The sequence below is a fragment of the Gordonia malaquae NBRC 108250 genome (genome assembly GCF_000344135.1).
Lineage (GTDB): Bacteria > Actinomycetota > Actinomycetes > Mycobacteriales > Mycobacteriaceae > Gordonia > Gordonia malaquae.
This window is the reverse complement of the sequence record NZ_BAOP01000042.1, coordinates 13,073-38,448: the sequence shown is the minus strand read 5'-3', so window position 1 is coordinate 38,448 and position 25,376 is coordinate 13,073. Positions and strand designations below refer to the sequence as shown.

Genomic DNA, 25,376 nt, shown 5'->3' with positions numbered 1-25,376 from the left:
GGAGCAGAGGGCGAAGCTCCCTCGAGAACCATGGGGAAGCTCGTTCGAGGAGCAGGGGCGACTCGCTCGCGCGAGGAGCAGGGACGCGGGCCGGAGAGCGGGGACCGCTACACGACCGAGAGCGGAAGTGGTCGCGATGGTCCGCGATCGGTGAAGGTGAACGACGATCCCGCCGAGAAGCGGACGATCGCCACCTCACCGCATTCACGCTGCGCTTCGCCACGACCGATCCGGACGACGGTCTCCTCGCTCCCATCGACCTCCGCCTCGATCGACTCCCCGACCACCCACGTCGGGTCGATCGCAGTCGCCGCGGCCTGCAGCGACGCGAGGCGGCCGGACACCAGCAACCGCATCCACCCACCGTCCTCGAGTGCCGCCGACGTGTGCGGGATGTGCACCTCGACGTGCTCGTCGTCGATCAGTTCGGCGCGGAAACCCGTGTACTGGACCGGCCCGAAGACCGGATTCAGGTTGAGCGCGTCGACAAGCGCCGCCGCGTCGGTCTTGCTGTCCAGCACTGCTGCGGTGACCCGTTCGGCGGCGATCCCCGCGATGCCGGTGAGCTGTTTGTCGAAGATGTCGTCGGCTGTGGCCTCGTCGGTCCGTCGACGCACCGAGTCCAAGAAGCCGAGCGCCAGCAGTTGATGCTGCAGTGTCACTTCTTCGACGATCCGAACGAGCGCCGACGTGGACCACTCATCGAACGCCAGGTCGTCCACGACCGGCCCCCGATAGTCGACGAGCCCGTCGGTCGCGTCGGCGTCGATCTGGCTGAGCTCGATGATCGCGGCCCGCGTGGCGAGCATCGGCTTGGTCACCTCCGGCAGCGGCAGTTCATCACGATCGGGCTCGATCGTGATGGTCCACTCGCAGTGCGGCGAACGATCCACGGGCACGCGCGGCGGGCGATGGACCGGCCGGATCCGGGCACGACGGTTGGTCGCGATGGCCGTCGCATCGAATGTCGGGTCCTCGATGGTGTGACACATCGTGGTCACGTACTCGTCGCCCATCGGCTCCACGTCGAGCAGCGCACCGCAGTGGTCGAGCACAAACGACCCGTGATACTCGTCGTCGATCTGGTAGCGGAAGTCCATGAACTGCGGAGGAGCCCCGATATCGAGTTGCAGGCACTTGATCATGTCGGCGACGCCGTCGCCGTCGATCCCCAGCGCCGCCCTGATCCGGCCGGTGTAGACCGGGCTCGCCGCCATCCATTCCTCGATCGCGACCTCGCCCATACCGTCCCGGCCGAACGCCGCGATCAGATGGGCCATCCCGCTGCGGTCGATGAGCTGGCCGGTCAGGAGCAGTTCAGGGACGAGGGTCGCCAGCTGATCGTGCGTCAGGCGGTTCGTCACCGGTTTTGATCCCACAGTTCGACGGGCGCCTCGCCCCGCGGGTACCACCCCGGCAGATTGCCCGGCGCGGACTTCTCGATGCGCTTCAGCATCCCGTCGCTGCAGGCCTTGTTCGTCAGCATCTCAAGGAACAGCGCGGACACGTTGCCGAAGTCGAAGAAGTCGCGCTGCCACTTGAACTGGAAATTCCCGCCGTACTTGAACCAGCTGCCACCGATCCCGTGCACGCCGTAGTTCGAGCCGTCGGCCCTCGTGCCTTCATTGATCTGCCGCCAGAGACCGATCATGTCGCCGGTCTGCTCGTCGATCACCCACGCCTGGTACGGGTAGATCCAGCCTTCCAGACCCTCCATCTCCTGGCCGAGTGCGATCTCCCGGATCTCGTCACGACCGACGGCCATGAAGTCCTTCTCCGGACCGTAATTCCAGCCGTAGGTGGCGTCCTCGGTGTAGAACTCCGCGAGCGGGCGCCAGTCGCCTGCCTTCTCCGCCGCGATGTTGGCGTCGAGCCAACGCTGCTTCATCTCGTCCAGTTCACTGCGTTCGAACGGCATGTCAATCCTCCACGATCTTCAGGGCTTGGGTCGGGCAGTATCGGACGGCGGCCTCACACTCGGCGCGCCTCGACTCGTCGGGCGTCTCGTCGAGCAGGTCGACGCTGTCGCGACCGGCCTCGAAGACGTCAGGGGCTTCCAGCTCGCACATCCCGTGCCCCTGGCACAGGTCCAGATCCACGACGACGCGCATCGCTCAGTTCCCCCCGGACGCGCCGGCGCGACGCTGATCGGATTCGGCCCGCTCGCTGCGCTCCCGGCGCCGGTACGCCACGCGGCAGGGCTGTTGAAGTTGGACGACCATCTTCGAGTGGTCGTTTCGGTAGGTGTCCGGATCCTGTGCGAGCGAGAACTCGTAGTTGCGAAGCAGGACCGAGAAGATGGCTTTGAGCTGCATCATCGCGAACTGTGCACCGACGCAGCGATGGCGTCCCGCGCCGAACGGAATCCAGGTCCACCGATTCACCAGGTCTTCCTGGCGGCCGTCGGCGTAACGGTCGGGGTCGAACACATCCGGATCGGGGAAGTCGTCAGGCAGGCGGTTCGACACCGCGGGCGACACCGCGATGGACTGTCCCTTGGCGACCGTCACTCCACCGACGTCGAACGCCTCCTGGACCACGCGCATCAGGATGATCAGCGGCGGATGGAGGCGCAGCGCTTCTTTGAGCGCGCCTTCGAGTTTCGGGATCTGACGCATGGCTGCAAACGAGTACTCGGTTCCATCGGCGTAGATGCCGTCCAGCTCATCGGTGACCTGAGCCAGGTACTCGGGGTGCTTGAGCAGTTCGATCAGCGTCCACGCGGCGGTGCCCGACGTCGTGTGATGACCGGCGAACATCATCGAGATGAAGATGCCGGTGACGGTGTCGGCGCTGAACATGTACGTGCCGTCGTCGTTCTTCAACGAGACGAGGACGTCGAGCAGGTCCCGATCGTCCTTGTCGGTGGGCGGGTTCGCGATCCGTCGCTCCATCACGCCGCCGATGAACTCGACGAGTTCCGCACGCGCGGCGTCGCGGCGGCGGAAGCTCTCGATGTCGGCGTGCATGTCCACGTACGCGATCGGGTCGGTGCCCTTCTCGAGCTCGTGGTACAGGTGTGCGATGTGACCGGACAGCTCCTCGCGGAACTTGCGTCCGATGAGGCAGGACGACGACGTGTACAGCGTCAGTTCGGCGAAGAACTCCAGCAGGTCGATCTCACCTTCGTCGCCCCAGTCGGCGATGATTCGTTCCACCTCGTTCGGGATGGTGACGGCGTGCTGCTTCATGTGCGCGCCCTTGAGCGCCTGGTTGTGCAGCATCTCCGACCGGCGTTCCGGGCTGGTGTCGAAGACGACGCCCTCGCCGAAGATCGGGGTCATGAACGGGTACGCGGCACCCTGGTCGAGAACCTCGTCCGGGGCCCGGAAGAACTCTTCGTTGGCCGCGGCGCCCGACACGAGCACCACGTCGCGGTCGGCGAGTTGGAAGTAGCCGACGTCGCCACATTCGTCGAGGACCCGCCGGAACAGGCCGATCGGATCACTCGCGAGTTCGTCGAGATGCCCGTGCTCCCCCGTTCCGCCGGACACGCGCTTGGCGGTCACGCTGTTCATGAGTTCTCCTTCGATCGAGTGAGCTTGCCCTCGGCCTCCACGTCGACGGCCTTCATGTGCGCCCCCGGAGGGAGCGTGACCATGGAGATCACCGCGTGAGCGAGGTTCTCGGGGCTGAGGAAGTGGCCGTGTCGAGCGAGGCCGAACGCGATCCAGTCGTTCAGCATCCCTTCGGTGGCCTGCTGGTCGAGGTTCATGCCCATCCCGGTGAGCGTCTGACCGGGCCGGACGAGACCGGCACGGACGCCGGTCCCCTCGAGTTCCATGTGGGCGGTCGCGACGAGTCCCTCCACGCCGTACTTGGCGGCGACGTACGCGGACGACCACGGTCGCGGATGTGCGACGACGTCGGAACTGATGAACACGAAGTCGCCGCGTCGACGATCGATCATCGACGGCACCGCGGCACGATAGAGGCGGTAAGCGCCTACGAGGTGGATGTCGATCTGCGACGCCCACTCGTCGACCGGCATCTCGTGAGCCCGACCGATCTGCAGGTCTCCGGCGCCCGCGACGACGATCTCGATGTCGCCCAGGGCCTCAGTGGCCTCGTCGAACGCCGCGACGACGGAGTTGTTGTCGGTGACGTCGAGTGCGACGGCGACCGCTTCACCGCCCGCGTCGACGATCTCCGCAGCAGTCTGCGCGCATTTCTCGACGCGGCGCGCGCCGAGCGCCACCGGGTATCCGAGCGCGCCGAGGGCTCGGGCCGTCGCTTCGCCGATCCCCGACGACGCTCCAGCGACCAGTACCGGGCGACGTTCTGGATGTGGCTTGAAACCCATCGCGATCACCGAGCCTTCACGGTCATGGGGAGATCTGCGAAGCCGCGGACGTTCACCGAATGGACACGGACTGACCGTTCGACGTCGACGTCGAACGAGCGGACAGTGCGGGCGATCTGAGCCAGTCCGATCTCGGTCTCGAGTCGCGCCAGATGTGCGCCGAGACAGAAATGGGTGCCGAGGCCGAAGCTGAGGATGGTTCGCGAGCTCTCGCGACCGATCCGATACTGGTCGGCGTCGGGTCCGAACACCTCTTCGTCGCGGTTCGCCGAACCGACGAGCAACAGCACACGATCGCCCGCGGGGATCGTCTTGCCGCCGTACTCCACATCCTCGAGCACCCGGCGCAACAGCATCTGCGTTGACGTGTCGTACCGCAGCGTCTCCTGCACCCAGGGCGCGACGGCGTCGAGTGCGTCGTCGTGCGACGTCGACGCGGCGATCACCGACGCCACCTGGTCGGGGCTCTGCGCACCCCAGAAGATCGAGTTGGCGAGCAGCTTCGTGGTGGTCTCGTTGCCCGCGACCACCATGAGCATCATGAAGCCGATGATCTCCTGGTCCGTCAGTGCGGTCCGCTCTCCGCCCTCCACCAGCTCGGCGGCGGTGAGGGCGGAGATCAGATCGTCGCCGGGGTTCTTTCGTCTCTCGGCGAGCAACGACGTGTAGAACCCGTGGAGATCGAGGTACGCGTGGATCGCGGCCGGCGGGACGTCGGTGACGCCTTCCTCCCGGTGGATCAACAGGTCGGACTGCTTGCGGAGATGGGCTCGATCGGCCTCCCCGACGCCGAGAAGCTCGGAGACGACGTCCATCGGAAGCAGTCCGGCGAAGTCGTGGACGAAGTCGAACTCGCCCATCTGCAGGCACCGGTCCCAGTGCTTCGCAGTGAGTTCGGTGATGCGCGGCGCGAGCTCAGACACCCGCCGCGGCGTGAAGCCCTTCGACACGAGCTTCCGAAGCCGCAGGTGACGCGGATCGTCCATCGCGAGGAAGCTCATCGCGTACTCGGCGTTCGGGTTGTACGACGCCGGGTCCATCGAGACGCCCCAGCTGTTGGACAGGCGAACGTTGTCACGGAACGCGTCCGCGACGTCCTCGTGTCGGGCGAGCGCCCAGAAGTCGCCGTCGGTGTTGCGGTAGACGGGGGCCTCGGCGCGCAGACGCGCATACGTGGGATAGGGATCTTCGTGAAAGTCGTAGTCGTACGGGTCGAACGGGATGCTGTTCTGCATCCCCGAGGTGAGGACGGTCATTTCTGTCCCATCAGTAGGTGAGCGGCCGCGACGAGCCGCTCAGAGGTGGCTTCATAGCTGAGGTGGCCCATGCCCGCGGTGACCAGGCCACCCGCATAGAGCATCTGCAGGGCGTCGATCACCTGCGCGGAGTTGTCCAGTTCGTCGCCGACGGCTGCGGCGAGGCGATCGTGGATGAACCCGCCGATGCGCCAACGGAGGTGCTCCGACTCGGGGTCCCCGCCGAGGAGAGCCACCGTGACCGCGGCACCGAGCTGCCCATCGCCCGCCACGACCATCGCGACGCCACGGAGCACTTCGGCGACCCGGTCGTGCGGAGATGCAGACGGATCGGGTTCGGGCACGCCCACTGCGAGCCTGCGCCAGAACACCTCGGCGACGAGGTGGCTCTTCGAGCTGAAGTAGGTGTAGGCCGTCGCAGGCGCGACACCGGCACGTTTGGCGACGTCTCGCACCGACAGCTTCTCGTAGCCTTCGACGGAGAGGATCTCGATCGCGGCGTCAGCCATTTTGGAGATCTTCTCGGCCTGCTGCGGTGTGAGGCGGCGACGGGTTGATTCGCTCTCGACGGATGCGGTCATGTCGATCACCGTACCCGCAAACTGAAACCACGTCTAGACACGTGTCCAGAATGATTTCCATGCCGACTGAGGGTGACCCGTAGACACGATCGAATCCATGCCGTAGCTTCACTGGAACAACGGTTAGACACCTGTCCAGATTGGATTCCAACAATGGCTCTGCGCCCGGAAACCGCCTCCCACCTGCTCATCGACGGCGAACTGCGCACCGGCGGACGCGGCACGTTCGACGTCGTCAATCCCGCGACCGAAGAGGTGATCGGCCAAGCAGCCGACGCGTCCGACGACGACATGGACGCTGCGATCGCCGCAGCCCGTCGCGCGTTCGACACCACCGACTGGTCGAGAGACCACGCCTTCCGCGCACGGTGTCTGCGCCAGCTCCGAGACGCTCTCCTCGCTCACACCGACGAACTCCGCGACCTCACCGTCGCCGAAGTCGGCTGTCCGGTGTTCCTCACCCACGGTCCGCAACTCGTCGGACCCGTCACCGACCTCGGCTACTTCGCCGACCTCGCGGAGAGCTACGAATGGCGCCGCGCCCTCGGAGAGGCGTCGCCGATGGGGATCAAGAACACCCGTGAACTGCGCTCCGAAGCAGTAGGCGTGGTCGGCGCCATCACACCGTGGAACTTTCCGCACCAGATCAACTTCGCCAAGATCGGGCCGGCGCTCGCCGCAGGCTGCACCGTCGTCCTCAAACCCGCGCCCGACACCCCGTGGTGTGCGGCGCTGGTCGGCAAGGTGATCGCCGAGGAGACCGATTTCCCCGCAGGCGTGATCAACATCGTGACCGGGACCGACCACCGGCTCGGCGCCCGGCTCTCCACCGATCCACGCGTCGACCTCGTGTCGTTCACGGGCTCCACCGCCACCGGCCGCGCGGTGATGGCCGACGCCGCCCCCACGCTCAAGAAGGTGTTCCTCGAACTCGGCGGCAAGTCCGCGTTTCTCGTCCTCGACGACGCCGACCTTCAAGCCGCCTGCTCGATGGCCGCTTTCTCGGTCGTCACCCACGCAGGCCAGGGCTGCGCCATCACCACCCGCCTCGTGGTTCCCCGCGCACAACTCGCCGAGGCCACCGAACTCACCCGCACCGCGATGGCCGGACTCGCCGCAGACGACCCGACCAAGCCCGGAACCATCTGCGGACCGGTCATCTCGGCACGCCAACGCGACCGCGTCGAGGGCTACGTGCAGCTCGCACGAGACGAGGGCGGCACCGTCGAGATCGGCGGGGAGCGCCCCGACCGCCCCGGCTTCTTCGTCGCACCGACTCTCGTCTCGGGCCTGGACAACAGTGCCCGTGTGGCGCAGGAGGAGATCTTCGGCCCGGTGCTCGTGATCCTCCCCCACGACGGAGACCAAGATGCGATCGACATCGCCAACGACTCCCCGTACGGACTGTCGGGCGCCGTCTGGGGTTCCGACCCCGCTCGCATCGACGCCGTCGTCGACGGTGTCCGCACCGGAACCATGGGTGTCAACGGTGGCATCTGGTATTCCGCCGACGTCCCCTTCGGCGGCTACAAGCAGTCGGGAATCGGCCGTGAGATGGGGGTGGCCGGGTTTGAGGAGTACCTCGAAACCAAAGCCGTCGCCACCCCGGTCCCCTGAACGTTGAGCGCCTTACCGGCTGATCGTTTCACCGGCACGTCCCACTGCCCGTTCGCAGGCACTTCCACTGCTCGTTGAGCGAGCGAAGCGAGTCGAAGCGCCTTTCGTCTCGCAAGCTCGCTCAAGACCCTCGAAGCGAGTCGAAGCGTCTACCCCTCAAACCCAGCTAGGAGAAGCAAATGACTGATCGAAACAACCGATTCACCGACAAGATCGCGATCGTGACCGGCGCGGCGGGCGGCATCGGCGAAGCCTATGCGCGGGCCCTCGCGGCCGAAGGCGCGACGGTGATCATCGCCGACGTCAACGACGAGGCAGGCCAGGCCGTCGCCGAGTCGATCGGCGGGACCTACGTGCACACCGACGTGTCCGATCCCGACTCCGCGGCGAACCTCGCCATGACCGTCGTCGACGCCCACGGCCGCATCGACGCGCTGGTCAACAACGCCGCGATCTACGGCGGGATGAAACTCGACTTCCTGACCACCGTGCCGTGGGACTACTACAAGAAGTTCATGAGCGTGAACCTCGACGGGGCGCTCAACGTGACCCGCGCCTGCTACCAGCACATGAGGCACGGCGGGGCGATCGTCAACCAGTCGTCGACGGCGGCATGGGTGTACAGCGGCTTCTACGGCCTCGCGAAAGTGGGCGTCAACGGTCTCACTCAGCAGCTCGCGGTTGAGCTCGGCGGGCAGCGCGTGCGGATCAACGCGATCGCTCCCGGCCCCATCGACACCGAAGCGACCCGCAACAGCACGCCGGACGCCATTGTGAAAGACATGGTCTCCAAGCTCCCGATCGGCCGCATGGGCACCCCGGACGATCTCGTCGGGATGTGCCTGTTCCTCCTCTCCGACGAGGCGTCCTGGATCACCGGCCAGATCTTCAACGTCGACGGAGGGCAGGTCATCCGCTCGTGAGCGCAGACGATCAGACTCTCCGCCTCGGCTACGTCGGACTCGGCAACATCGGCCGGCCGATGGCGACCCGATTCGTCGACGCACCCGGTGGCCTGACCGTGTTCGACGTCGATCACCTCGCCGTCGCCGAGCTCGTCGACGCCGGCGCATCCGCCGCCGACTCCCTGTCCAGTCTCGGCAAGGCGTGCGATCTCGTCAGCATCTGCGTGCGAGACGACGCGCAGGTGCGCGACGTCGTCGACGGCCTGCTCCCGACGCTGTCTGAGGGGTCGATGGTCGTCGTGCACTCGACGATCTCGCCGGAGACCGCAGCCGACCTCGCGTCCGTCTGCAGTGCATCGGGCGTGACTCTCCTCGATGCGCCGATCTCCGGCGGCGCCGTCGGCGCGAAGGAAGGCAGACTCGCGATCATGGTCGGCGGCGACCGCGCCGCATACGACCGCGCCAAGCCTGCACTCGCCCTGGCCGGCGACATGATCGTCCACGCAGGCGATCACGCAGGTGACGGCACACGGATGAAACTCGCTCGCAACCTGCTGCATTTCGTGTCGTTCACCGCGACCACGGAGGCCGCTCGTCTCGCCGAAGCGGCAGGCATCGACATCGGCAAACTCGGCCGCGTCGTCCGGCACACCGATGCCATCACCGGTGGCGCCGGCGCGATCATGCTGCGAGACACGACCGCACCGATCGCCCCGGACGACTTCTGGTTCGGCGTCTTCACCCACGTCCGCGACCTCGGCGAGAAGGACCTCGGCCTGGCCCTCGCACTCGCCGACGACCTCGGCGTCGACCTCCCGCTCGGTCGACTCGCCCTGCGAGACCTCGCCGCCGGGCTGGGCGTACCCACTAACGACTCGTCTGACCAAGGAGAATCATGACTGAACCGACCGAACTCACCGACCAGCGCCGCAAGGGCCTGGCGATGATGACCGAGGTGTACGGCTGGGAGATGTCCGACGGCCCGGGCGACTTCTTCGCTCACACCGCGGACCAAGTCTTCGGCGAAGTGTGGAGCCGCGAAGGGCTCAGCCACCGCGATCGACGGCTGATCCTGCTCGGGGCACTCGCCGCCAACGGGATGACCGACGTCGCCGAGATCCAGGCGGGCGCCGCCCTCGGCAACGGCGAACTGACCCCAGACGAGCTCAACGAGATCGGGTTGTTCCTCTGCTACTACGTCGGCTGGCCGCTCGGAACCAAGATGACCATGATGCTCGGCGAGGTGATCAAGAAGCACCGACGCTCCCAACGTTCGGAATAAGGTGAGCCCCATGGACTTTCGTTTGGAAGACATCGACGACGCCGAAGTGGAGCGTCGCTTGTCGATTGTCGAGCCTCTCACCGACGCCGTGCGCGAACTCGTCGACGCCGTCATCCGCACCGAAGTCGACGACGCCGAACTCGTCGCGGCGCGGGAGCAGATCGAGGCGATCGTCGCTCGTCTACGCGCACAGCAGAAGGACAAGGGTTACGGAGTCTCGTTCACTCGCGACTTCACCGGAATGCCGTGGGGCAACGCCGCGACCGGCGCGCGCAACGCCGTCGCGCCCCCGTTGCGCATCAAGAAGGTCGACGGTGTGACGCGCGCCGACGTCGTCCTCGGCGCAGCGTACGAAGGTCCCGGCGGGCACGTGCACGGCGGCATCGCCGCGCTGCTCCTCGACCAGTTGGTCGGTGAGACCGCGGCCGCCGACCACATGCCCAGCTTCACCGGGACGCTGACGGTGCGCTACCTGCGCCCGACACCGCTCGGGCCGGTCACCCTCGAAGGGCGGGTCACCGGCACCGACGGGCGAAAGACGTTCGTGCACGGCGAGTTGTCCGACGCCGACGGCGTGACCGTCGAGGCCGAGGCGATCATGATTCAACCGAAGCACTTCCCGGCACGCGACGCGATCATCTCCACGATCGCGAAGCTGGAGAACGAACGATCCTGACCGCTTGCGGCTCCGATTCCAGCCGCTCACACGGCCTGAGCGAACCCGAGGAGACCACCGAATCCCTTGGCGCCCAAGGCGACGCCGATCACGAGGACCAGAATCGCGAGCATCGTCGTCTGCGGACCGTCGAAGTCCGCTGCCCCGATCGCTGCACCCGCGGCAGCGAACAGCATCAAGTTCTTGGGGTTGGCGATCGTGATGGCGAGTCCCGTTCCGCCGGCTTTCAGCGTCGACATGTCGTCGACGGAGGCCAACCACGACGGCGGCTCAGACGTCTTGTTCCGCGTACGCCACGTCCGGACGCCGACGACGAGAAGGGCGAGACCGGCGGCCGCGTCGACCCAGTACATGAAAGTCGGCCGCGACGAGCCGGAGTCCGCGGCGTCGCCGATCACCGTGAAGAGTGTCGTGGCGCTGGCGATCAGTGCCGTGCAGCCCACCGCGAACGCGAGGCTGGCACTCCTTGGCCGCCTACTGAGCAGCATCAACACCACTGCGATGATCGGGAGCGGCGATACGGCCACGCCAACCGCCAACAGCACGATCTCTCCGACCACCGGCCCCCATCAGCTCTCCTTGAGTACGCCCGCCCCTCACTGAGTATGCCTCTGTGGGTAGCGTCGATCACATGTGTGACGATCACGATGTCCAGCCGTTCACGACCGCCGAGGTCGACGCCGTCCGCAAAGTCTGGCAGGGCATCGGGCTACCAGGCATCATCGACGTCCACACGCACTTCATGCCGGGCCGCGTCATGGACAAGGTGTGGGCGTACTTCGACTCCGCGGGCCCGATGCTCGGACGCGAATGGCCCATCGCGTACCGCGCCGACGAGGAGGTACGAGTCTCGACCCTGCGTTCCTTCGGGGCTCTCGCCTTCTCGTCGATGATCTATCCGCACAAGCCCTCCATGGCCCAGTGGCTGAACGCGTGGGGCGTCGAGTTCGCGGCCACGCACCCGGACTGCCTTCAGACCGCGACGTTCTATCCAGAGCCAGGCGCAGGCGAATACGTCGGCGAGGCGATCGAGTCCGGCGCGCGAGTCTTCAAGTCGCACGTCCAAGTCGGGGCGTACTCTCCGATCGATCCGCTGCTCGACGAGGTCTGGGGCCGCATCGACGATGCACAGGTACCAGTTGTGATCCACTGCGGATCGGGTCCGGCCCCAGGAGAGTTCACCGGCCCGGACCGCATCAAGACCCTGTTGTCCCGGTTCCCCACCCTCCCGCTGATCGTCGCGCACATGGGAACACCCGAATACGCGCCCTTCCTCGACTTGGCCGAGCAGTTCGAGAACGTGCATCTCGACACGACGATGTCGTTCACCGACTTCTCCGAAGCGGGCGCGCCGTATCCGCGCGACTTGATGCCGCGGGTCGAGGCCCTCGGTTCGAAGATCCTGTTCGGCTCCGACTTCCCGAACATCCCCTACGGCTACCGGCACGCACTCGACGCGATCGTCCGTCTGGACCTCGGTGACGACTGGGTTCGTGGCGTCCTCCACGACAACGCCGCACGGCTCTTCGACGTACAGCCGGTGTGACGCGGGTGTTCGTCGACACGACAATCACGTGCCCGCTGTCGGAGATGGGCGCATCCGCGGCCGCGGCAGAGGAGTCCGGGTACAACGCGGTCTGGACATTCGAGGGCGCCCACGATCCGTTTCTTCCACTGCTGCTGGCCGCCGAGCACACGGATCGTGTGACGCTGGGAACGTCGATCGCAGTCGCATTCGGCCGCAATCCGCTACTGCTGGCGACACTCGGATGGGACCTTCAGGCGTATTCGCGGGGGCGTTTCGTCCTCGGCCTCGGCACCCAGATCCGGCCACACATAGCCCGCCGGTACTCGATGCCGTGGAGCCGGCCTGCAGACCGGATGCTCGACATGGTGACAGCGATCCGTGCCATCTGGGACTCCTGGACGACCGGTGGAAGGCTCGATCATCACGGCGACTTCTACGAGCACACATTGATGCCGCCGTTGTTCCGTCCGAACCCGTCCGACGTCGACGGTTTCGGACCACCGCCGGTATGGCTGGCGGGCGTCGGACCTCGTATGACACGCGTCGCGGGCGAGGTGGCTGACGGTTTCCTCTCCCATCCGCTGTGCACGCCGGCGTTTCTCCGCGACACCACTGTGCCGTCGCTGGCGCAGGGCGCGGCGGTGTCGGGCCGGGGACGAACGGCCGTCCATCATTCGGCGATGGTGATCATCGGCGACTCCGATCAAGAGATGGCGGCAGCTCGGGCAGCCGTCCGGACGCAGATCGCCTTCTACGGCTCGACGCCCGCGTATCAGCCGATCCTCGCATCGGTCGGCTTCGCCGACCTCCACCCGACTCTGCACACGATGTCGAAGTCGGGCGACTGGCAGGCGATGGGTCGGCAGGTTCCCGACGAACTCGTCGATTCGATCGCCGTCACCATCGACGATCCGCACGACGGGGCGGTCGAGCTGCTCCGCCGCTACGGCCCGTACGTCGACCGTCTCGGTTTCAACACTCCGTACGCGGCCGACCCGAGTCTTCTCGCGCGGCTCGCCGCCGAAGTCCGCCGCTCCCCCGCCTGACCCCCTGCTCGATAAGCGGGCAAAACCCGTATCCTTTCCGCTTGTTGAGCGCCTTTCGTCTCGCAAGCTCGCTCAAGATCCGCACAACGATCCCACTGCTCGCTCAACGAGCAGGGGAAGGCCGTTCGGCGAGCAGGAAAAGGCCCGAAGAGCAGGAATGCAGAAGGGCGCTCGCTGTGGTCAGCCGCCGAGGTACGCCTTTTCGAGGCGGCCGGGATCGGCGGCGAGCGACGCCGCCGACTCGTCGATGACGATGTCGCCGTGGACGAGGACAAGCGCTCGGTCGGCCACGTCGAGCGCCAGCCGGACGTGCTGTTCGACTAGCACCACCGCGGTGCCGTCCGACGCCGCGACCTCGCGCAGCACCGGGAGAATCGATTCGACGATCACCGGTGCCAGTCCCATGCTCAGCTCGTCGATCAGCAGGACCTTCGGCCGCTGCAGCAATGCCCGCGAGATCGCGAGCATCTGCTGTTCGCCGCCCGACAGCTGGCCTGCCTTCACTGTGAGCCGCTTCTCCAGCGCCGGGAATCGACTCACGGTCTGCGCCACCCCCTCGGCGACGCTCCGCCGGTTCGACACCAATCCGCCGATGGTCCGTTGTGGCACGGCGAGCGCCAAGTTCTGCTCGGTGGTGAGATTCTTGAACAGGGCTCGGTCGTCAGGGACGAGCACCATTCCGGCCCGCACCGCGCGCCTCGCGTCTCCGGATCTCACCGGGGTCCCGGTGACCGAGACCGTCCCGCCGATCCGCGGAACCAGTCCGGCGAGCGTTTCCAGAAGGGTGGTCTTACCCGCACCGTTCGGCCCGAGGAGCGCGACCACCTGACCTTCGTCGATCGTCAGGTCGACGCCACGCACGCACGGATTGTCCTGGAAGTATCCGCAGTCGAGGCTTTCACACGCCAACACCGTCATCACTGAGCCTCCTGGTCGGCGCCGGCCGGGGCGCCCAGATATGCCTGCACCACACGCTGGTCGTTGCGAATCTCGTCCGGCGTTCCGGACGCGATCACCCGGCCGAGGTCGAGAACGATGATCCGATCGCACAGCGACAAGACGAGGTCCATGTCGTGATCGATCAGCAGCATCGAACCACCGTTCGCCCTGACCGCCGACAATCTCTCCCCGAGCCAACGACTCTCCGTGCTGTCCAGCCCGGCGGCTGGCTCATCGAGCAGAGCAACCCGCGGAGACGCGACGAGAACACGCGCGACGGACACGAGTTGTCGTTGTCCTTGAGACAGGTCCGCGGCCGGGCGATCCGCGAGGTCCGTGATCTCGAGGAGCGCCAACGTTCGCGCGATGGCGGCATCGGTGTTCTCTCGTGGCGCGGCGACGAGCACGTTCTCCGCGACCGACAGTTCGTCGTACAGTTCGATGTCCTGGAACGTCCTGCCCAGCCCGGCCCGGCCGCGGCGATGCGGCGCCATCCCGGCGAGGTCGGTCCCGTCGAGAGTGACCGCCCCTGTCGAAGCGGCGAATCCGCTGATCGCGTCGACGAGCGTCGTCTTTCCCGCACCGTTCGGTCCGATCAGTCCGACGATCTCGCCTTGTCGAACGTCGAACGACACCGCGTCGACTGCCCGCACCGGCCCGTAACTGACTCCGACGTCGGTCACGGTGAGAAGCACCTCGCCGACACCATGCTCGTCGGGCGGCGGGTCGAGCTCCACCGCCGGTATTGTTCGCCCGGCAGCCTTCGTCAGGGATGCGGGCAGGTGGATCCGTTGCAGGGCTCCGGCGATGCCGTCCGGGTTGAGGATCACCGTGACGACGAGGAGCGCGCCGCTGACGAGCATGTAATAGTCGCCGAGCGAGAGGTAGCGGTCGACGACGAAGAACACGAGCCCACCGGGTGCCAGGAAGCCCGCGAGAATGCCTCCGGTCAATGACGTGACACCTGCGATGTAGACGACGGCGAACAGCCCGATACCGGCGAAGACTGAATACGTTCCCGCGTTGGCGAGTGTCTGTTGATACGCGATCAACGCACCGCCGAGGCCGACGATGAACGACGAGATCCCGAACGCCGCGAGCTTCGTGACACCGACGTTGATTCCACTCGCCGCCGCCGACCGCTCGTTTGCACGGACCGCGAGCATCGCCGCTCCGAGTCGACTACGGCGCAGGCACGCGACTCCGATGGACACCAGAAGCAGCACCACCAGGCAGAGGACACTGAAGCCCATCCGCGGATAGCCCTCGCCCGCACCGATCTCCATGTTCAACCCGAACATCGTCGCCGGTTCGATCGGCGCTCCCACCATGCCGCCGTTGAGAGAGGGATTCCGGAACCAGAACGCCTCGAGGAACACGGCCAGGGCGAGAGTCGCGACCATCAGCGGCAGCCCCCGCACTCGGAGAGCAGGCAGACCGACGACAACACCGATTGCGGCCGCGACCACCGCGGCGAGGATCGGAGCGAACGGGAAGGGGATCCCGAGGTCGCCGCCGAATCGGCTCAATGCGAACGCGCTGGCGCCGGCCAGGGTCAGCTGAGCGAGCGACACTTGGCCCGCGTAGCCGGTGACGACCACCTGCGAGAGGGCGACCACCGCGAAGATCATCGACGACACGAGGGCGAGCCGCACACTCCCCTCTGTGAGGAACAGCGCTGCCAGCATGATCACGCCGCCGACGACCGTGGGAACGAGAATCCGGTTCGGCCGGGGCGCTCGTCCGAGGTCGCTGCGGATCACCGCGCCGCGGCCCGGCATCGGTTCACCGCGCACGAGCAGGAACACCACGATCAAGAGGAGCGGCACCGCTTCCGCGACACCTGCATCTGGCATCGCGTCTATCGTCACCTGCAGGTACGTCGCTTCCGACGACAGCATCCCGATCACCAGGCCTGCGCCGACGGTGGCCGCGACGCTCGCGAAGTTGCCGACGAGAGCAGCGGCCAGGGCAGGCACGATGAACATCGTGTACGCGACCGGGTTGAGCGGGACGATCGGCGAGATGACAACACCGCCGACTGCCGCTGTCATCGACGACAGCCCCCAGTTGGTGACTGCGATCCGGTCCGGCGAGAGGCCCGTCACCAGAGCACCCTTCTCCGACTCCGCCGCAGCCTCGGTCGCGATCCCGAAGCGGGTGTACTTGAGGACAAGACCCGCGACCACAGCCAGACCGACGATCACGACGGCGAGCCACAGGCGGTCAGTCGGAATCACCGCATCGCCGATCGAGAACGTTCCCTCCGGGAAGATCGGCTTCACCGACGGAGCGTTCTCACCGACCTGCATCGCCAGCAGAGCCTGCAGAATCAGCATGATCCCGATCGACGCGACGGCCTTCGCGAGTACCGGCGCATTCCTCATCGGCCGGAAGACCGCCAGGTAGAGAAGCACTCCGAGGACGCCTGCGAGGAGCACCGCCACGATGAACGCGGGGGCGACACCCCACTTGCCACCGACGTCGACCGTCGGTTCCAGCCCCGGAATGGGGACGAGGAGTTCACCCTTCCGAAGGAACGCGTACGTGTAGGCGGCGTACAGGGCGACGGCTCCGGTCGCGAAGTTCACGACTCCGGAACTCTTGAAGGTCATCACCAGGGCGAGACCCAGTGCCGCGTAGACGGCGCCGTTGCCGAGGCCGAGGACGAAGTTGGCGAGATGAGATGTCATGGGCTCCCTCACATGAGTCCGGGGGCCGCATCGCTGCGGCCCCCGGAGTTCACGATGCTTACTTGTTCTCTACGACGGTGTTCTCGAAGGCCATGTCGGCCCCGATGTCGCTCACCAGGATCGACTTTCCACACAGGGTCGGCATCTGCGGAACCTGCTTGCCGTCACAGGTGAAGGTCAGGCCGGGAGCCGCCGGAACCGGGAGGTCCTTGGCGCCCTTCAGAGTGCCGTGAATCTGCTCGGCCGTGACCGGGCCCGCCGGGAGAGCCTTGCCCGCCTCGGCGATCGACATGATCGGCTGGTAGCCGAGGTACGCGAGGCCGCGGATGTCGGTCGAGGGCGAGTACTTCGCGAGCACGCTGCGGAACAGGTTGACTGTCGGATCGTCGGTCATCGGATTCACTGTCGTGAACGCGACCGAACCCTCGATCGCCTCCTCGCCTGTCGCATCGGTGACGTTGGTGTCGAGGCAACTGGTGATCAGGTACTTCTTGGTGTCGGGCGCCACGGTCTCGAGGGCCTTGATCGCGGTGATGCACTGCTTGGCGTCACCGAGGATCGACACTGCGTCCGGCTTGTCCGCCAGGCCCGCGGTGATGACGGGCACGACGTCGGCCGTGGACGTCGGCACAGTGACGACCTTGAACTCGACACCGACCTGCTTGAAGATCATCCCGCCGAGCTTGCCGATCGACGCCGCTGCGTCGCCGGTGTCGCCGATGATCACGGTGACCTTCTTGTACTTGTTCTTCGCCGCATGCGCGGCCTGGCCCGCGAGCACCGCGTAGCCGCCACCGGAGAGCATGTAGGCACCGGGCAGTCCGTATTCGATCGCCGACACGGGGGCCTGCGAGATGTACGGGATCTTCGCTCCCGCAATGATCGGTCCGATGACGGCGCCCATCGAACTGAACGGGCTGATCACTGCCGCGACTTTCTTCTCGACCATCTCGTTCGCACAGGCGGTCGCCGACGCCGCTTCCTCGTGCTGCTTGCAGACCACCAGATCGATCTTGTGACCGTTGATGCCGCCCGCGTTGTCGTTCAGGTAGCGAACCGCGGCTTCTGCCGCCTCACGCGGAGCCGGAGCCGACACCGGTCCGCCTTCTGAGCTGATGACACCGATCTTGATCGCTTCACCGGTGGCGGCCTTCTCGGTCAGTTCGATGGTCGGCCCGCTGCTCGCTGCGCTGTTGTCGGAGTCGGACGAGCACGCGGTGAGTCCGCCGGCGACGAGAGCGCCGACGGCGGTGATGACGGCGGCGGATCGGAGTGTTCGCCGAAACGTACGTGGTGAGTTCAAAACGAGCCCCTTCAAAGGTGGGAGGTCGACCTGAACCGCGAGGGGTCTCGCGGTTCGTCGAAGCCGCCTGGAGGCTGCGTGCGACGCGCCTTCCGTTCGACTTAGAGACGGACAGTATCGTGAGGCCCATCACATTCCCCGGGGTATGGGAATATTGGCGGCAGTATCCGACCTGCGTGGCACAAATTCGTCCATCGGCCGGACAGTGCGGCCCTGGCGATTGTTCTCCCGACCTGGTCAGTCCTCGTCCGTCACCGCCCCTGCGACCAGGACGACTGGGTGCCCATCGCGCCGATTCTGATGGCACAGTTCCGACCTGCGGCGCAGTTCGTCTCGACGACGACTGTCTCGGTCGGCCGAATGACGAGGCCCGTGCACTCTCAACACCGACTGCCGTTACTGTCGGCACGTGAGTTACGACCTCTGGTTGATTCCCGCAGGCGAATGCCCGACTCCGACGGCCGCGTTGGCATACGGCGAGGCGGCCATCGCGACGACCGGCGCCGATACTGCACCGCTCGCGACGCAGTTGGCAGCGGCGATCAACGCGGCGGACGATGCCCTCGACGGCGACGGCGTACTGTCCGTCAAGCCCATCACCGCGCAGGGTGACTGCGTGTTCGTGCCGTCGCCGTTCTCGCTCATTCACGAGGCAAGAGACCTCGTCCTCCCGCTCGCGTTCGCCGCAGGCTTTATGGTGTGCGATCCGCAGAACGGGATCGTCCTCGATCCCCGGACATCGGTACCGGCAGCGGTCACAGTGAACGGGGACAGCAGGTATCCGGTGGTCAGTCCCGACCTCGTCGACCACGTCGTGTCCCGCCTCGCGGTGGACGACTTCGTCATCGTCGAGACCGCACCGGAGTTCTATGTCCAGACCCAGCGCCTGGGGCCGGAATCATTCGCGCTCGAGTACCGGGCCGGGTCGGCCGACGAACACTACGGGACCGAAGTCTCATCATCGGCGCAGGTCGCCGACGCGATCCACGGGTGGATCGCAGACGACGACACCTCCTACCGCGACCTGACGTGGGAGAAGCTCGACCTCAACTTTCCCTGACGTCTCGCGGAGACAAGACCTGCTACTCCGAGATCCGGATGACGGCCTTGCCCTTCACGCGACCTTCGGCGAGATCGGTGAGGGCGGTCGGCAGGTCCTCCAACGAGTAGAGATGATTCACCGGCGGCCGCATCCCGGCCTCGATCATCTCGACGAGCTCGTCGTGGAGCAGCCCCGGGACGTCCGGGTGAGTGCGGATGTACTCGCCCCACGCCGCTCCGACCACGGAGATGTTGCGAAACAGGACCCGATTCAGTTTGACGGTCGGGATTCCGCCCGCCGCGAAGCCGATCACCACGTAGCGGCCGTCTGCACCCACGGTGCGCAGCGCCTCGTCGAACACCTCCCCGCCGACCGGGTCGATCAGGACGTCGACACCTCCGTCGGACAGCTCGAGGACCTTGTCCTTCCACTCGTCGGTCAGCTGGACCACCTCGTCGGCGCCGAGCGCACGAAGCATCTCTTCTTGGCCGGTGCGATGCACGACCGCGATCACCCTGGCGCCCATCGCCTTCGCGACGAGAATCGAGGCGACGCCGACCCCGCCTGCTGATCCGAGGACGGCGACGACTTCGCCGGGCGCGGTCTGCGCGCGGAGCTTGAGTGCGAACAGCGCCGTCTGGAAGTTGATGCCGAGGGCGGCGCCCTCGTCGAACGACAGCAGGTCGGGCAGCGGGTACAGCTGCTGTTCGACTACCGCGACCTGTTCGCCGAAGCCGCCGAGCATCGACGCGACGACCACTCGGTCGCCCACCTGGTACGAACCGCCGTCGGGCGCGCTTGTGACGACGCCGGCCACCTCGGTGCCGGGAGTGAACGGCAGCGGTGGACGGAGCTGGTACTTGCCCTGGCTCATCAGGAGATCGGGGAAGCACACTCCGCACGACCGGACGTCGACGATGTACTGTCCCGGAGCCGCCTGCGGGGCCGCCACGTCCTGGAGTTCGAGTCCGGCCGGACCGGTCTCGCTGACAATCACTTGAGCCTTCATGGGTTTCACGGTAGCTGTTATCCGCGCCACCCGTACGATCGATTCATGTCTTCACCCACACGGCCTTCCACGCTGCCCGACGACCGGCGCACCGTCGCCGACGACGCGCCGGGGTTCATGCCGGCCGACGAGGCCGACGCACTGCACTCTGTGGCGGATCATTATCTGTCCCAACCGGATTCGGTCGGGCTGGGCATCGAGATCGGAACATACTGTGGAAAGTCGACCGTCTATCTGGGTGACGCCGCGGAGCGTCACGGCGCGCTGGTCGTGACCGTCGATCACCATCGCGGATCTGAGGAGCACCAGCCGGGTTGGGAGTACCACGACACCGCACTGGTCGACGCTCACGCAGGGCTTCTCGACACGGCGGCCCGCTTCCGCCGGACCATGTTCGACGCGAAGCTGGAGCAGACGGTGCTCGGATTGGTGGCACCGTCGACCGCGGCGGCGCGCGTGTGGGGCCGCGAGGCCGACTTCGTGTTCATCGACGGCGGACACTCGATGGAGGCGGCACAGAACGACTACGACGGCTGGGCGCGCTGGGTACGTTCCGGCGGCGCGTTGCTCATCCACGACGTGTTCCCCGATCCCGCCGACGGCGGCCGGCCTCCGTACGAGATCTACCGCCAGGCCCTCGACTCCGGCCTCTTCACCGAAGTCGCCGTCCACGGCTCCCTCCGCGTCCTCCAGCGCGCCTGATCCCTCGACCTCCAGATCGTCGAGCGCAATCCAGACGCGCCTTTCGTCCGTCGAGCGCAGTCGAGACGCGCCTACAGCCGATCCGGCCGGTCGGAGCGGGTGGCGTTGCGGCACCTCGCCGCGTCGCGGATCGCGTCCCAGTCGCTCCGGGCCAGCGCGATCCGCTTCTTGTGACCCCATCCGTGAAGCTTGCGTTCCATCGCGTACGCCTCACCGACGTTGGAGTACTCCTGACAGAAGATCAGCTCAACCGGGAGACGGGTACTCGTGTAGACGCACCCCTTCCCCGACATGTGCTGCATGAATCGCTGGTCCATGTCTCGGGTACTGCCGACGTACGTGGTGCCGTCGGAGCAGAGGAGGATGTATACGAATGCCGACATGGCGTGACGATGCGCCGAATCGGCCGATCTGGCAAGGCGGTTGTCCACAGGTCCGCCGTGGTGGTTGCGCGGGATGTTCCGACCCTGCACGTCTCGACTGCGCTCGACAAAGGAAAGGCACGTCTTGACTGCGCGTGGCGGGCGGGGAGGTCAGAGGGCTAGTTTGCCTGCCAGTTTCTGCAGGTAGGCGCGGGCGGTGTCGGTGTCTTTGTCGGGCAGGCCGTACAGGACGCGGGTGACGCCGAGGTCACGCCAGCGCGCAAGACGGTCGGCGTCGGGACGCATGTCGAGCGCCACCACCTGCGGTTGTCCGTCGCGGCCTGCATCCGCCCAGATCCGGTGCAGGAGGCGGACGGAGTCGTCGATATCGGTCTCGCCGGGTGTGGTGATCCAGCCGTCGGCGCTGCGAGCGATCCACTTGAAGTTCTTCTCGTTGCCCGCCGCGCCGACTGTGACGTCGATCCTGCGCGACGGCTTCGGGAACGCCCAGCTCGGACCGAATTCGACGAACTCGCCGTGGTACTCGGCCTCGTCCTGTGTCCACAGCGCCCGCATGGCTTCGAGGTACTCGCGGAGCATCGTCCGGCGGCGACCTGCGGGGACGTGGTGGTCGGACAGTTCGTCGAGATTCCATCCGAAGCCGACGCCCAGGGCGATGCGACCACCCGAGAGGTGATCGAGCGTGGCGATGGTCTTGGCGAGGGTCAACGGGTCGGACTGCACCGGGAGCGCGACGGCGGTCGACAGTTCGATGCGCGACGTCACCGCGGCGGCCGACGCCAGGGACGTCCACGGGTCGAGGGTGCGCGTGTACCGCTCGTCCGGCAGCGTCTCGTCGCCGGTGCGAGGGTGCGCAGCCTCCCGTTTGGTCGGAATGTGACTGTGCTCGGGAACGTAGTAGGCGTCGAAGCCCGCCTCTTCGATGAGCGGCGCGAGTTCGTGGGGCCGGAGGCCACGGTCGCTGGTGAACTGCACGATTCCGAAGTCCACGGATTCTCCTTACGTGATGATGCCCGACGCCACTCTGGACGACAGACTAGACACTTGTCCAATGCCTCTATCGTAGTCGCGGGACACCTGAAACGACACCCCCGCGAACGATGTCGCGGAAGATCCCGCTGCCCGGCGTCGCACGACTGATGGCATCTGCTGCCAGCACCACCGCGGCCGATGTCCAGCAGCTCTGCTCCACCGGCCACCGCTTTCCATCGGAGAACACGAGCCCGGTCCAGTACGAACCGTCGTCGTCACGCAGATGCTGTATCGACTCCACCAGACGCGCCGCACGGTCCACGTCGCCGAGCGATTCGACTGCCATCGCCAGCTCGCAGGTCTCCGCGCCGGTGACCCACGGATGATCGTCCACACAACGCGCACCGAGGCCGTCGACCACGAAGTCGGACCATCGATCGTCGATCAACGCGCGACCCGAATCGCCACGGACCACTCCGCCGAGGACCGGGTAATACCAGTCCATCGAATGGTTGGACGCCGCATCGAGTACCGATCGGTCGACCACCCACCGGTCGAACACGGCGGCCAGTTGGTCGGCGGCACGGACCCAGTGCTCCGCGGGTTCGTCGAGGATCCGCGCGATCTCGACGGCGGATCTCAGCGAGGAGTGGATGCTGGCGTTGCCGGTGATCAGCACGTTGTCGAACATGTCCCCCGTCCGGTGGTCCGCGGCCCACCGGAAGGCGCCGTCGTCGCGGGCGAAACGCATCGCGCGGTCCACGCCTGCACGAACTGTCGGCCACATCCGCCGCAGAAACGCGGCGTCGTCGACGATCAGGAAGTGATGCCACACGCCGACCGCGAGGTAGGCGCAGAAATTGCTGTCGACGCCGGGATCCACGATGTCGCCACCCCGCAACTCCATCGGCCATGACCCGTCGCTGCGTTGTGTTCGGCGCGACCACTCGTAGGCGTGCTCCGCTTCGGCACGAAACCCGGTCGCGGAGAGCGCCATCGCCGACTCGACGTGGTCCCACGGGTCGGTCTTGCCACCGGGAAACCACGGGAGGGCGCCGGACGATTCCTGCATCGCCGCGATCGCCGCGCCGGTCGCTCGGACCGCGCGCGAGTCGAGGACGCCGTCGACGAACGGAACGCCCATGGCCTATGCGGGTTTGCGCAGGTAGATGACCACAGACTTGCCGACGATCGGATTGAGCACCTGCTCGCCGACGCGGGTGACCCACGGCTTGCTCATCATGTCCCAGACCAGCATCTTGTGATAGCCCCGGACCAGTGGATTCTCGTCGTTGTCCACTCCGACGGCACATTTGAGCCACCAGTACGGCGCGTGCAGCGCGTGCGCGTGCCCGCTGCCCGTCACCTCGAGCCCCGCGGCCGCCAGTTTGTCGGCGAGCTCGGACTCCCGGTAGATCCGGACGTGACCACCCTCGACTTCGTGATACTCGTCCGACAGCGCCCAACAGATCTTCTCTGGCCAGAACCGGGGAACGGTCACGGCCGCCAGGCCGCCCGGCTTCAGGATGCGGACCATCTCAGCGATGGCGGCCTCATCGTCGGGAATGTGCTCGAGGATCTCCGACATCAGGACCACGTCGAACGACGCGTCGGCGTACGGAAGGCCGAGCGCGTCGCCGACCTGCGTCGTCGCGTTCCCCGAGTCAGGGACCTCGCCAGCAGCGACAAGAGCGCCGAACATCTCCGAGACGTCGGACATGTCCTTCTCGTTCTGGTCGAACGCGATCACGTCGGCGCCGCGTCGCAGCATCTCGTACGAATGACGCCCCTGCCCTGCACCGATGTCGATGGCGCGGACACCTGGGCCCACCTTGAGTCGATCGAAGTCGACGGTCAGCATGGCAATTCTCCCTGCGTGGATCGGATCGCGGCGCGGTACCGCTCTGCGGTGGCGGCGGCGACTGCGGACCAACTGAACTGTGCGCGAACGCGCTCACGCCCACCTGCGCCGAGGCGTGCACGCAGGTCTGCGTCGTCCAACAGTCGAGAGAACGCCTCAGCGAGCGCTCCCGCGTCGCCCGGTTCGACGAGGATCGCGGCCTCTTCGTTCTCGCCGACCACCTCCGGGATCGCTCCCGCACGGGTGGCGACCAACGGGGTGCCGCAGCTCATGTGCTCGACAGCGGGCAACGAGAACCCTTCGTACAGCGACGGCACGCACGCGATCTGCGCGCTGGCGAGCAGTGCGGCGAGTTCGTCGTCGTCGATGCCCGACACCACGGACACTCGGTCGGTGATCGCCAGATCGTCGATGAGTCGCGCGGACGGTCCGTCCGGGTCGAGCCTGGACACCAGGGTCAATTCCACGTGCCGTTCGGCCGCTACCTTGGCGACCGCTTCGAGCAGAAACGACACGCCCTTGAGCGGCGCGTCGGCGCTCGCGATGCACACGATCCGGCCGGGAACTCGCTCGCCTCGGGGCGCGAACACTGCGGTGTCGACGCCGAGCGGAATCGTGGCGATCGCACCGTCGGCGACCTTGAAGGCGTGCCTGATGTCCTGGTCACTGCTGCGCGAGACCGTCAACAGCGATGGGATCCGACGCGCGACGCGGCCCTGCATCGCCAGGAACGAATGCCACCGCCATGCACTGATCTTCTTCAGTCCCTTCGCGGCGCGGACCGCCAGGGCCCGGTCCTGCGTGATCGGGTGGTGAATGGTCGCGACCAGCGGGAACCCGGCGCGTTTGACCGACAGAAGCCCGTAACCGAGGCACTGATTGTCGTGCACGACGTCGAAGTCGGCTCGTCGTGAGCGAAGCAGTCGGGCGGCTCGAAGACTGAAGGTGAGCGGTTCGCCGAACGCCGCGGTCCACATGGCCGCCACTTCGATCCAGTCGATCCAGTCGCGGAACTCCCTCAGCTTCGGCGTCCGAAACGGGTCGGGCTCGCCGTACAGGTCGAGGCTCGGCACTTTCGTCAGCGTGACTCCGGCGTCGAGCGCCGCCTGATCGAGTTCGGGGTACGGCTGACCGGAGAAGATCTCGACGTCGTGACCGAGCAGCGCCAGTTCTCGCGACAGGTGCCGGACGTACACTCCCTGCCCTCCGCAGTGCGGCTTGCTGCGATACGACAGGAGCGCGATGCGCAGGACGTCGCTGTTGGGAGCGGGCTCGCCG

At 66.5% G+C, this 25,376-nt stretch carries 26 protein-coding genes; 9 read left to right on the top strand and 17 right to left on the bottom strand.

What is annotated here, in order from left to right:
• Nucleotides 1–107: 107 nt before the first annotated feature.
• Genes GM1_RS19355 through GM1_RS19325 form a run of 7 tightly spaced genes read right to left on the bottom strand, consistent with a single transcriptional unit; the run spans nucleotide 108 to nucleotide 6,140 of the window.
• Nucleotides 108–1,364 (bottom strand): hypothetical protein, encoded by a 1,257-nt coding sequence (locus GM1_RS19355; protein ID WP_008381704.1) that lies wholly within the window; start codon nucleotides 1,362–1,364, stop codon nucleotides 108–110.
• A complete protein-coding gene (locus tag GM1_RS19350) occupies nucleotides 1,361–1,918 on the bottom strand; it encodes a hypothetical protein (protein WP_008381703.1) in 558 nt (185 codons plus the stop codon). Before GM1_RS19350 ends, GM1_RS19355 begins: the two co-directional genes overlap by 4 nt.
• A gap of 1 nt (nucleotide 1,919) precedes the next feature.
• Nucleotides 1,920–2,111 carry a ferredoxin gene (locus GM1_RS19345; RefSeq protein WP_008381700.1) on the bottom strand — a complete coding sequence of 64 codons (192 nt, stop codon included), beginning with the start codon at nucleotides 2,109–2,111 and terminating at the stop codon, nucleotides 1,920–1,922.
• 3 nt (nucleotides 2,112–2,114) lie between these two features.
• Nucleotides 2,115–3,518: a cytochrome P450 gene (locus GM1_RS19340; protein WP_008381699.1), complete on the bottom strand. Its 1,404-nt coding sequence runs from the start codon at nucleotides 3,516–3,518 to the stop codon at nucleotides 2,115–2,117.
• Nucleotides 3,515–4,303 (bottom strand): SDR family oxidoreductase, encoded by a 789-nt coding sequence (locus GM1_RS19335; protein ID WP_040520777.1) that lies wholly within the window; start codon nucleotides 4,301–4,303, stop codon nucleotides 3,515–3,517. Before GM1_RS19335 ends, GM1_RS19340 begins: the two co-directional genes overlap by 4 nt.
• Nucleotides 4,304–4,308: 5 nt before the next feature.
• Nucleotides 4,309–5,559 (bottom strand): cytochrome P450, encoded by a 1,251-nt coding sequence (locus GM1_RS19330; protein ID WP_008381695.1) that lies wholly within the window; start codon nucleotides 5,557–5,559, stop codon nucleotides 4,309–4,311.
• Nucleotides 5,556–6,140 (bottom strand): TetR/AcrR family transcriptional regulator, encoded by a 585-nt coding sequence (locus tag GM1_RS19325; RefSeq protein WP_040520776.1) that lies wholly within the window; start codon nucleotides 6,138–6,140, stop codon nucleotides 5,556–5,558. The genes GM1_RS19330 and GM1_RS19325 overlap by 4 nt, the downstream gene beginning before the upstream one ends.
• A gap of 153 nt (nucleotides 6,141–6,293) precedes the next feature.
• Here GM1_RS19325 and GM1_RS19320 point away from each other — a divergent pair, with 153 nt between their 5' ends.
• The 5 genes from GM1_RS19320 (at nucleotide 6,294) to GM1_RS19300 (ending at nucleotide 10,620) form a co-directional block, all read left to right on the top strand.
• On the top strand, nucleotides 6,294–7,757 hold the full coding sequence (locus GM1_RS19320; RefSeq protein ID WP_008381692.1) for an aldehyde dehydrogenase: 1,464 nt from the start codon (nucleotides 6,294–6,296) through the stop codon (nucleotides 7,755–7,757).
• A gap of 179 nt (nucleotides 7,758–7,936) precedes the next feature.
• Entirely contained in the window at nucleotides 7,937–8,680 is a 744-nt protein-coding gene (locus tag GM1_RS19315; protein WP_008381690.1) for an SDR family oxidoreductase, read from the top strand.
• On the top strand, nucleotides 8,677–9,561 hold the full coding sequence (locus GM1_RS19310; protein ID WP_008381688.1) for an NAD(P)-dependent oxidoreductase: 885 nt from the start codon (nucleotides 8,677–8,679) through the stop codon (nucleotides 9,559–9,561). Before GM1_RS19315 ends, GM1_RS19310 begins: the two co-directional genes overlap by 4 nt.
• The gene (locus GM1_RS19305) at nucleotides 9,558–9,944 is read left to right on the top strand and encodes a carboxymuconolactone decarboxylase family protein (RefSeq protein WP_008381687.1); all 387 of its coding nucleotides are present in this window, start codon (nucleotides 9,558–9,560) and stop codon (nucleotides 9,942–9,944) included. The genes GM1_RS19310 and GM1_RS19305 overlap by 4 nt, the downstream gene beginning before the upstream one ends.
• Nucleotides 9,945–9,954: 10 nt before the next feature.
• A complete protein-coding gene (locus GM1_RS19300) occupies nucleotides 9,955–10,620 on the top strand; it encodes a PaaI family thioesterase (RefSeq protein WP_008381685.1) in 666 nt (221 codons plus the stop codon).
• A 26-nt stretch (nucleotides 10,621–10,646) separates the two neighbouring features.
• On the opposite strand, the gene GM1_RS19295 is transcribed toward GM1_RS19300, so the two are convergent.
• Nucleotides 10,647–11,180, bottom strand: coding sequence for a GAP family protein (locus GM1_RS19295; RefSeq protein WP_008381684.1), 534 nt, complete (start codon nucleotides 11,178–11,180; stop codon nucleotides 10,647–10,649).
• Nucleotides 11,181–11,251: 71 nt separating this feature from the next.
• Between GM1_RS19295 and GM1_RS19290 the strand changes: the two genes are divergently transcribed.
• Complete coding sequence (locus tag GM1_RS19290; RefSeq protein ID WP_040520757.1) at nucleotides 11,252–12,166, top strand: amidohydrolase family protein; 915 nt, start codon at nucleotides 11,252–11,254, stop codon at nucleotides 12,164–12,166.
• Nucleotides 12,167–12,171: 5 nt separating this feature from the next.
• Nucleotides 12,172–13,194 (top strand): TIGR03617 family F420-dependent LLM class oxidoreductase, encoded by a 1,023-nt coding sequence (locus GM1_RS19285; protein ID WP_040520773.1) that lies wholly within the window; start codon nucleotides 12,172–12,174, stop codon nucleotides 13,192–13,194.
• A 180-nt stretch (nucleotides 13,195–13,374) separates the two neighbouring features.
• On the opposite strand, the gene GM1_RS19280 is transcribed toward GM1_RS19285, so the two are convergent.
• Genes GM1_RS19280 through GM1_RS19270 form a run of 3 tightly spaced genes read right to left on the bottom strand, consistent with a single transcriptional unit; the run spans nucleotide 13,375 to nucleotide 18,129 of the window.
• A complete protein-coding gene (locus tag GM1_RS19280) occupies nucleotides 13,375–14,112 on the bottom strand; it encodes an ABC transporter ATP-binding protein (protein WP_008381677.1) in 738 nt (245 codons plus the stop codon).
• Nucleotides 14,112–16,826, bottom strand: a complete 2,715-nt coding sequence (locus GM1_RS19275; protein WP_008381676.1) for a branched-chain amino acid ABC transporter permease/ATP-binding protein — start codon at nucleotides 16,824–16,826, stop codon at nucleotides 14,112–14,114. The genes GM1_RS19280 and GM1_RS19275 overlap by 1 nt, the downstream gene beginning before the upstream one ends.
• Before the next feature lie 58 nt (nucleotides 16,827–16,884).
• Nucleotides 16,885–18,129 (bottom strand): ABC transporter substrate-binding protein, encoded by a 1,245-nt coding sequence (locus GM1_RS19270; RefSeq protein ID WP_008381674.1) that lies wholly within the window; start codon nucleotides 18,127–18,129, stop codon nucleotides 16,885–16,887.
• Nucleotides 18,130–18,538: 409 nt separating this feature from the next.
• Here GM1_RS19270 and GM1_RS19265 point away from each other — a divergent pair, with 409 nt between their 5' ends.
• Nucleotides 18,539–19,189: a hypothetical protein gene (locus tag GM1_RS19265; protein ID WP_008381672.1), complete on the top strand. Its 651-nt coding sequence runs from the start codon at nucleotides 18,539–18,541 to the stop codon at nucleotides 19,187–19,189.
• Nucleotides 19,190–19,211: 22 nt separating this feature from the next.
• Here GM1_RS19265 and GM1_RS19260 read toward each other — a convergent pair whose 3' ends face one another.
• Complete coding sequence (locus GM1_RS19260) at nucleotides 19,212–20,180, bottom strand: NADPH:quinone oxidoreductase family protein (protein WP_040520755.1); 969 nt, start codon at nucleotides 20,178–20,180, stop codon at nucleotides 19,212–19,214.
• Nucleotides 20,181–20,225: 45 nt separating this feature from the next.
• On the opposite strand from GM1_RS19260, the gene GM1_RS19255 reads away from it, so the two are divergent.
• A complete protein-coding gene (locus GM1_RS19255) occupies nucleotides 20,226–20,882 on the top strand; it encodes a class I SAM-dependent methyltransferase (RefSeq protein WP_008381669.1) in 657 nt (218 codons plus the stop codon).
• Nucleotides 20,883–20,953: 71 nt separating this feature from the next.
• Here the strand turns inward: GM1_RS19255 and GM1_RS19250 are convergent, their stop codons facing one another.
• From GM1_RS19250 to GM1_RS19230, 5 genes are all read right to left on the bottom strand, one after another.
• On the bottom strand, nucleotides 20,954–21,265 hold the full coding sequence (locus GM1_RS19250; RefSeq protein ID WP_052005488.1) for a GIY-YIG nuclease family protein: 312 nt from the start codon (nucleotides 21,263–21,265) through the stop codon (nucleotides 20,954–20,956).
• 150 nt (nucleotides 21,266–21,415) lie between these two features.
• Nucleotides 21,416–22,255: an LLM class F420-dependent oxidoreductase gene (locus GM1_RS19245; RefSeq protein ID WP_008381667.1), complete on the bottom strand. Its 840-nt coding sequence runs from the start codon at nucleotides 22,253–22,255 to the stop codon at nucleotides 21,416–21,418.
• 67 nt (nucleotides 22,256–22,322) lie between these two features.
• The gene (locus GM1_RS19240) at nucleotides 22,323–23,381 is read right to left on the bottom strand and encodes a glycoside hydrolase family 15 protein (protein WP_008381666.1); all 1,059 of its coding nucleotides are present in this window, start codon (nucleotides 23,379–23,381) and stop codon (nucleotides 22,323–22,325) included.
• A 3-nt stretch (nucleotides 23,382–23,384) separates the two neighbouring features.
• Nucleotides 23,385–24,098 carry a class I SAM-dependent methyltransferase gene (locus tag GM1_RS19235; protein WP_008381665.1) on the bottom strand — a complete coding sequence of 238 codons (714 nt, stop codon included), beginning with the start codon at nucleotides 24,096–24,098 and terminating at the stop codon, nucleotides 23,385–23,387.
• The gene (locus GM1_RS19230; RefSeq protein WP_040520769.1) at nucleotides 24,092–25,348 is read right to left on the bottom strand and encodes a glycosyltransferase family 4 protein; all 1,257 of its coding nucleotides are present in this window, start codon (nucleotides 25,346–25,348) and stop codon (nucleotides 24,092–24,094) included. The genes GM1_RS19235 and GM1_RS19230 overlap by 7 nt, the downstream gene beginning before the upstream one ends.
• Nucleotides 25,349–25,376: the final 28 nt, after the last annotated feature.

What these genes read in the sequence shown, in the direction of transcription:
- GM1_RS19260 (WP_040520755.1), bottom strand. Translation starts at nt 20,180, where the DNA reads ATGAAGGCTCAAGTGATTGTCAGCGAGACCGGTCCGGCCGGACTCGAA.
- GM1_RS19345 (WP_008381700.1), bottom strand. Translation starts at nt 2,111, where the DNA reads ATGCGCGTCGTCGTGGATCTGGACCTGTGCCAGGGGCACGGGATGTGC.
- GM1_RS19240 (WP_008381666.1), bottom strand. Translation starts at nt 23,381, where the DNA reads ATGGGCGTTCCGTTCGTCGACGGCGTCCTCGACTCGCGCGCGGTCCGA.
- GM1_RS19250 (WP_052005488.1), bottom strand. Translation starts at nt 21,265, where the DNA reads ATGTCGGCATTCGTATACATCCTCCTCTGCTCCGACGGCACCACGTAC.
- GM1_RS19300 (WP_008381685.1), top strand. Translation starts at nt 9,955, where the DNA reads ATGGACTTTCGTTTGGAAGACATCGACGACGCCGAAGTGGAGCGTCGC.
- GM1_RS19235 (WP_008381665.1), bottom strand. Translation starts at nt 24,098, where the DNA reads ATGCTGACCGTCGACTTCGATCGACTCAAGGTGGGCCCAGGTGTCCGC.
- GM1_RS19255 (WP_008381669.1), top strand. Translation starts at nt 20,226, where the DNA reads ATGTCTTCACCCACACGGCCTTCCACGCTGCCCGACGACCGGCGCACC.
- GM1_RS19340 (WP_008381699.1), bottom strand. Translation starts at nt 3,518, where the DNA reads ATGAACAGCGTGACCGCCAAGCGCGTGTCCGGCGGAACGGGGGAGCAC.
- GM1_RS19305 (WP_008381687.1), top strand. Translation starts at nt 9,558, where the DNA reads ATGACTGAACCGACCGAACTCACCGACCAGCGCCGCAAGGGCCTGGCG.
- GM1_RS19350 (WP_008381703.1), bottom strand. Translation starts at nt 1,918, where the DNA reads ATGCCGTTCGAACGCAGTGAACTGGACGAGATGAAGCAGCGTTGGCTC.
- GM1_RS19315 (WP_008381690.1), top strand. Translation starts at nt 7,937, where the DNA reads ATGACTGATCGAAACAACCGATTCACCGACAAGATCGCGATCGTGACC.
- GM1_RS19280 (WP_008381677.1), bottom strand. Translation starts at nt 14,112, where the DNA reads ATGACGGTGTTGGCGTGTGAAAGCCTCGACTGCGGATACTTCCAGGAC.
- GM1_RS19330 (WP_008381695.1), bottom strand. Translation starts at nt 5,559, where the DNA reads ATGACCGTCCTCACCTCGGGGATGCAGAACAGCATCCCGTTCGACCCG.
- GM1_RS19335 (WP_040520777.1), bottom strand. Translation starts at nt 4,303, where the DNA reads ATGGGTTTCAAGCCACATCCAGAACGTCGCCCGGTACTGGTCGCTGGA.
- GM1_RS19275 (WP_008381676.1), bottom strand. Translation starts at nt 16,826, where the DNA reads ATGACATCTCATCTCGCCAACTTCGTCCTCGGCCTCGGCAACGGCGCC.
- GM1_RS19320 (WP_008381692.1), top strand. Translation starts at nt 6,294, where the DNA reads ATGGCTCTGCGCCCGGAAACCGCCTCCCACCTGCTCATCGACGGCGAA.
- GM1_RS19290 (WP_040520757.1), top strand. Translation starts at nt 11,252, where the DNA reads ATGTGTGACGATCACGATGTCCAGCCGTTCACGACCGCCGAGGTCGAC.
- GM1_RS19325 (WP_040520776.1), bottom strand. Translation starts at nt 6,140, where the DNA reads ATGACCGCATCCGTCGAGAGCGAATCAACCCGTCGCCGCCTCACACCG.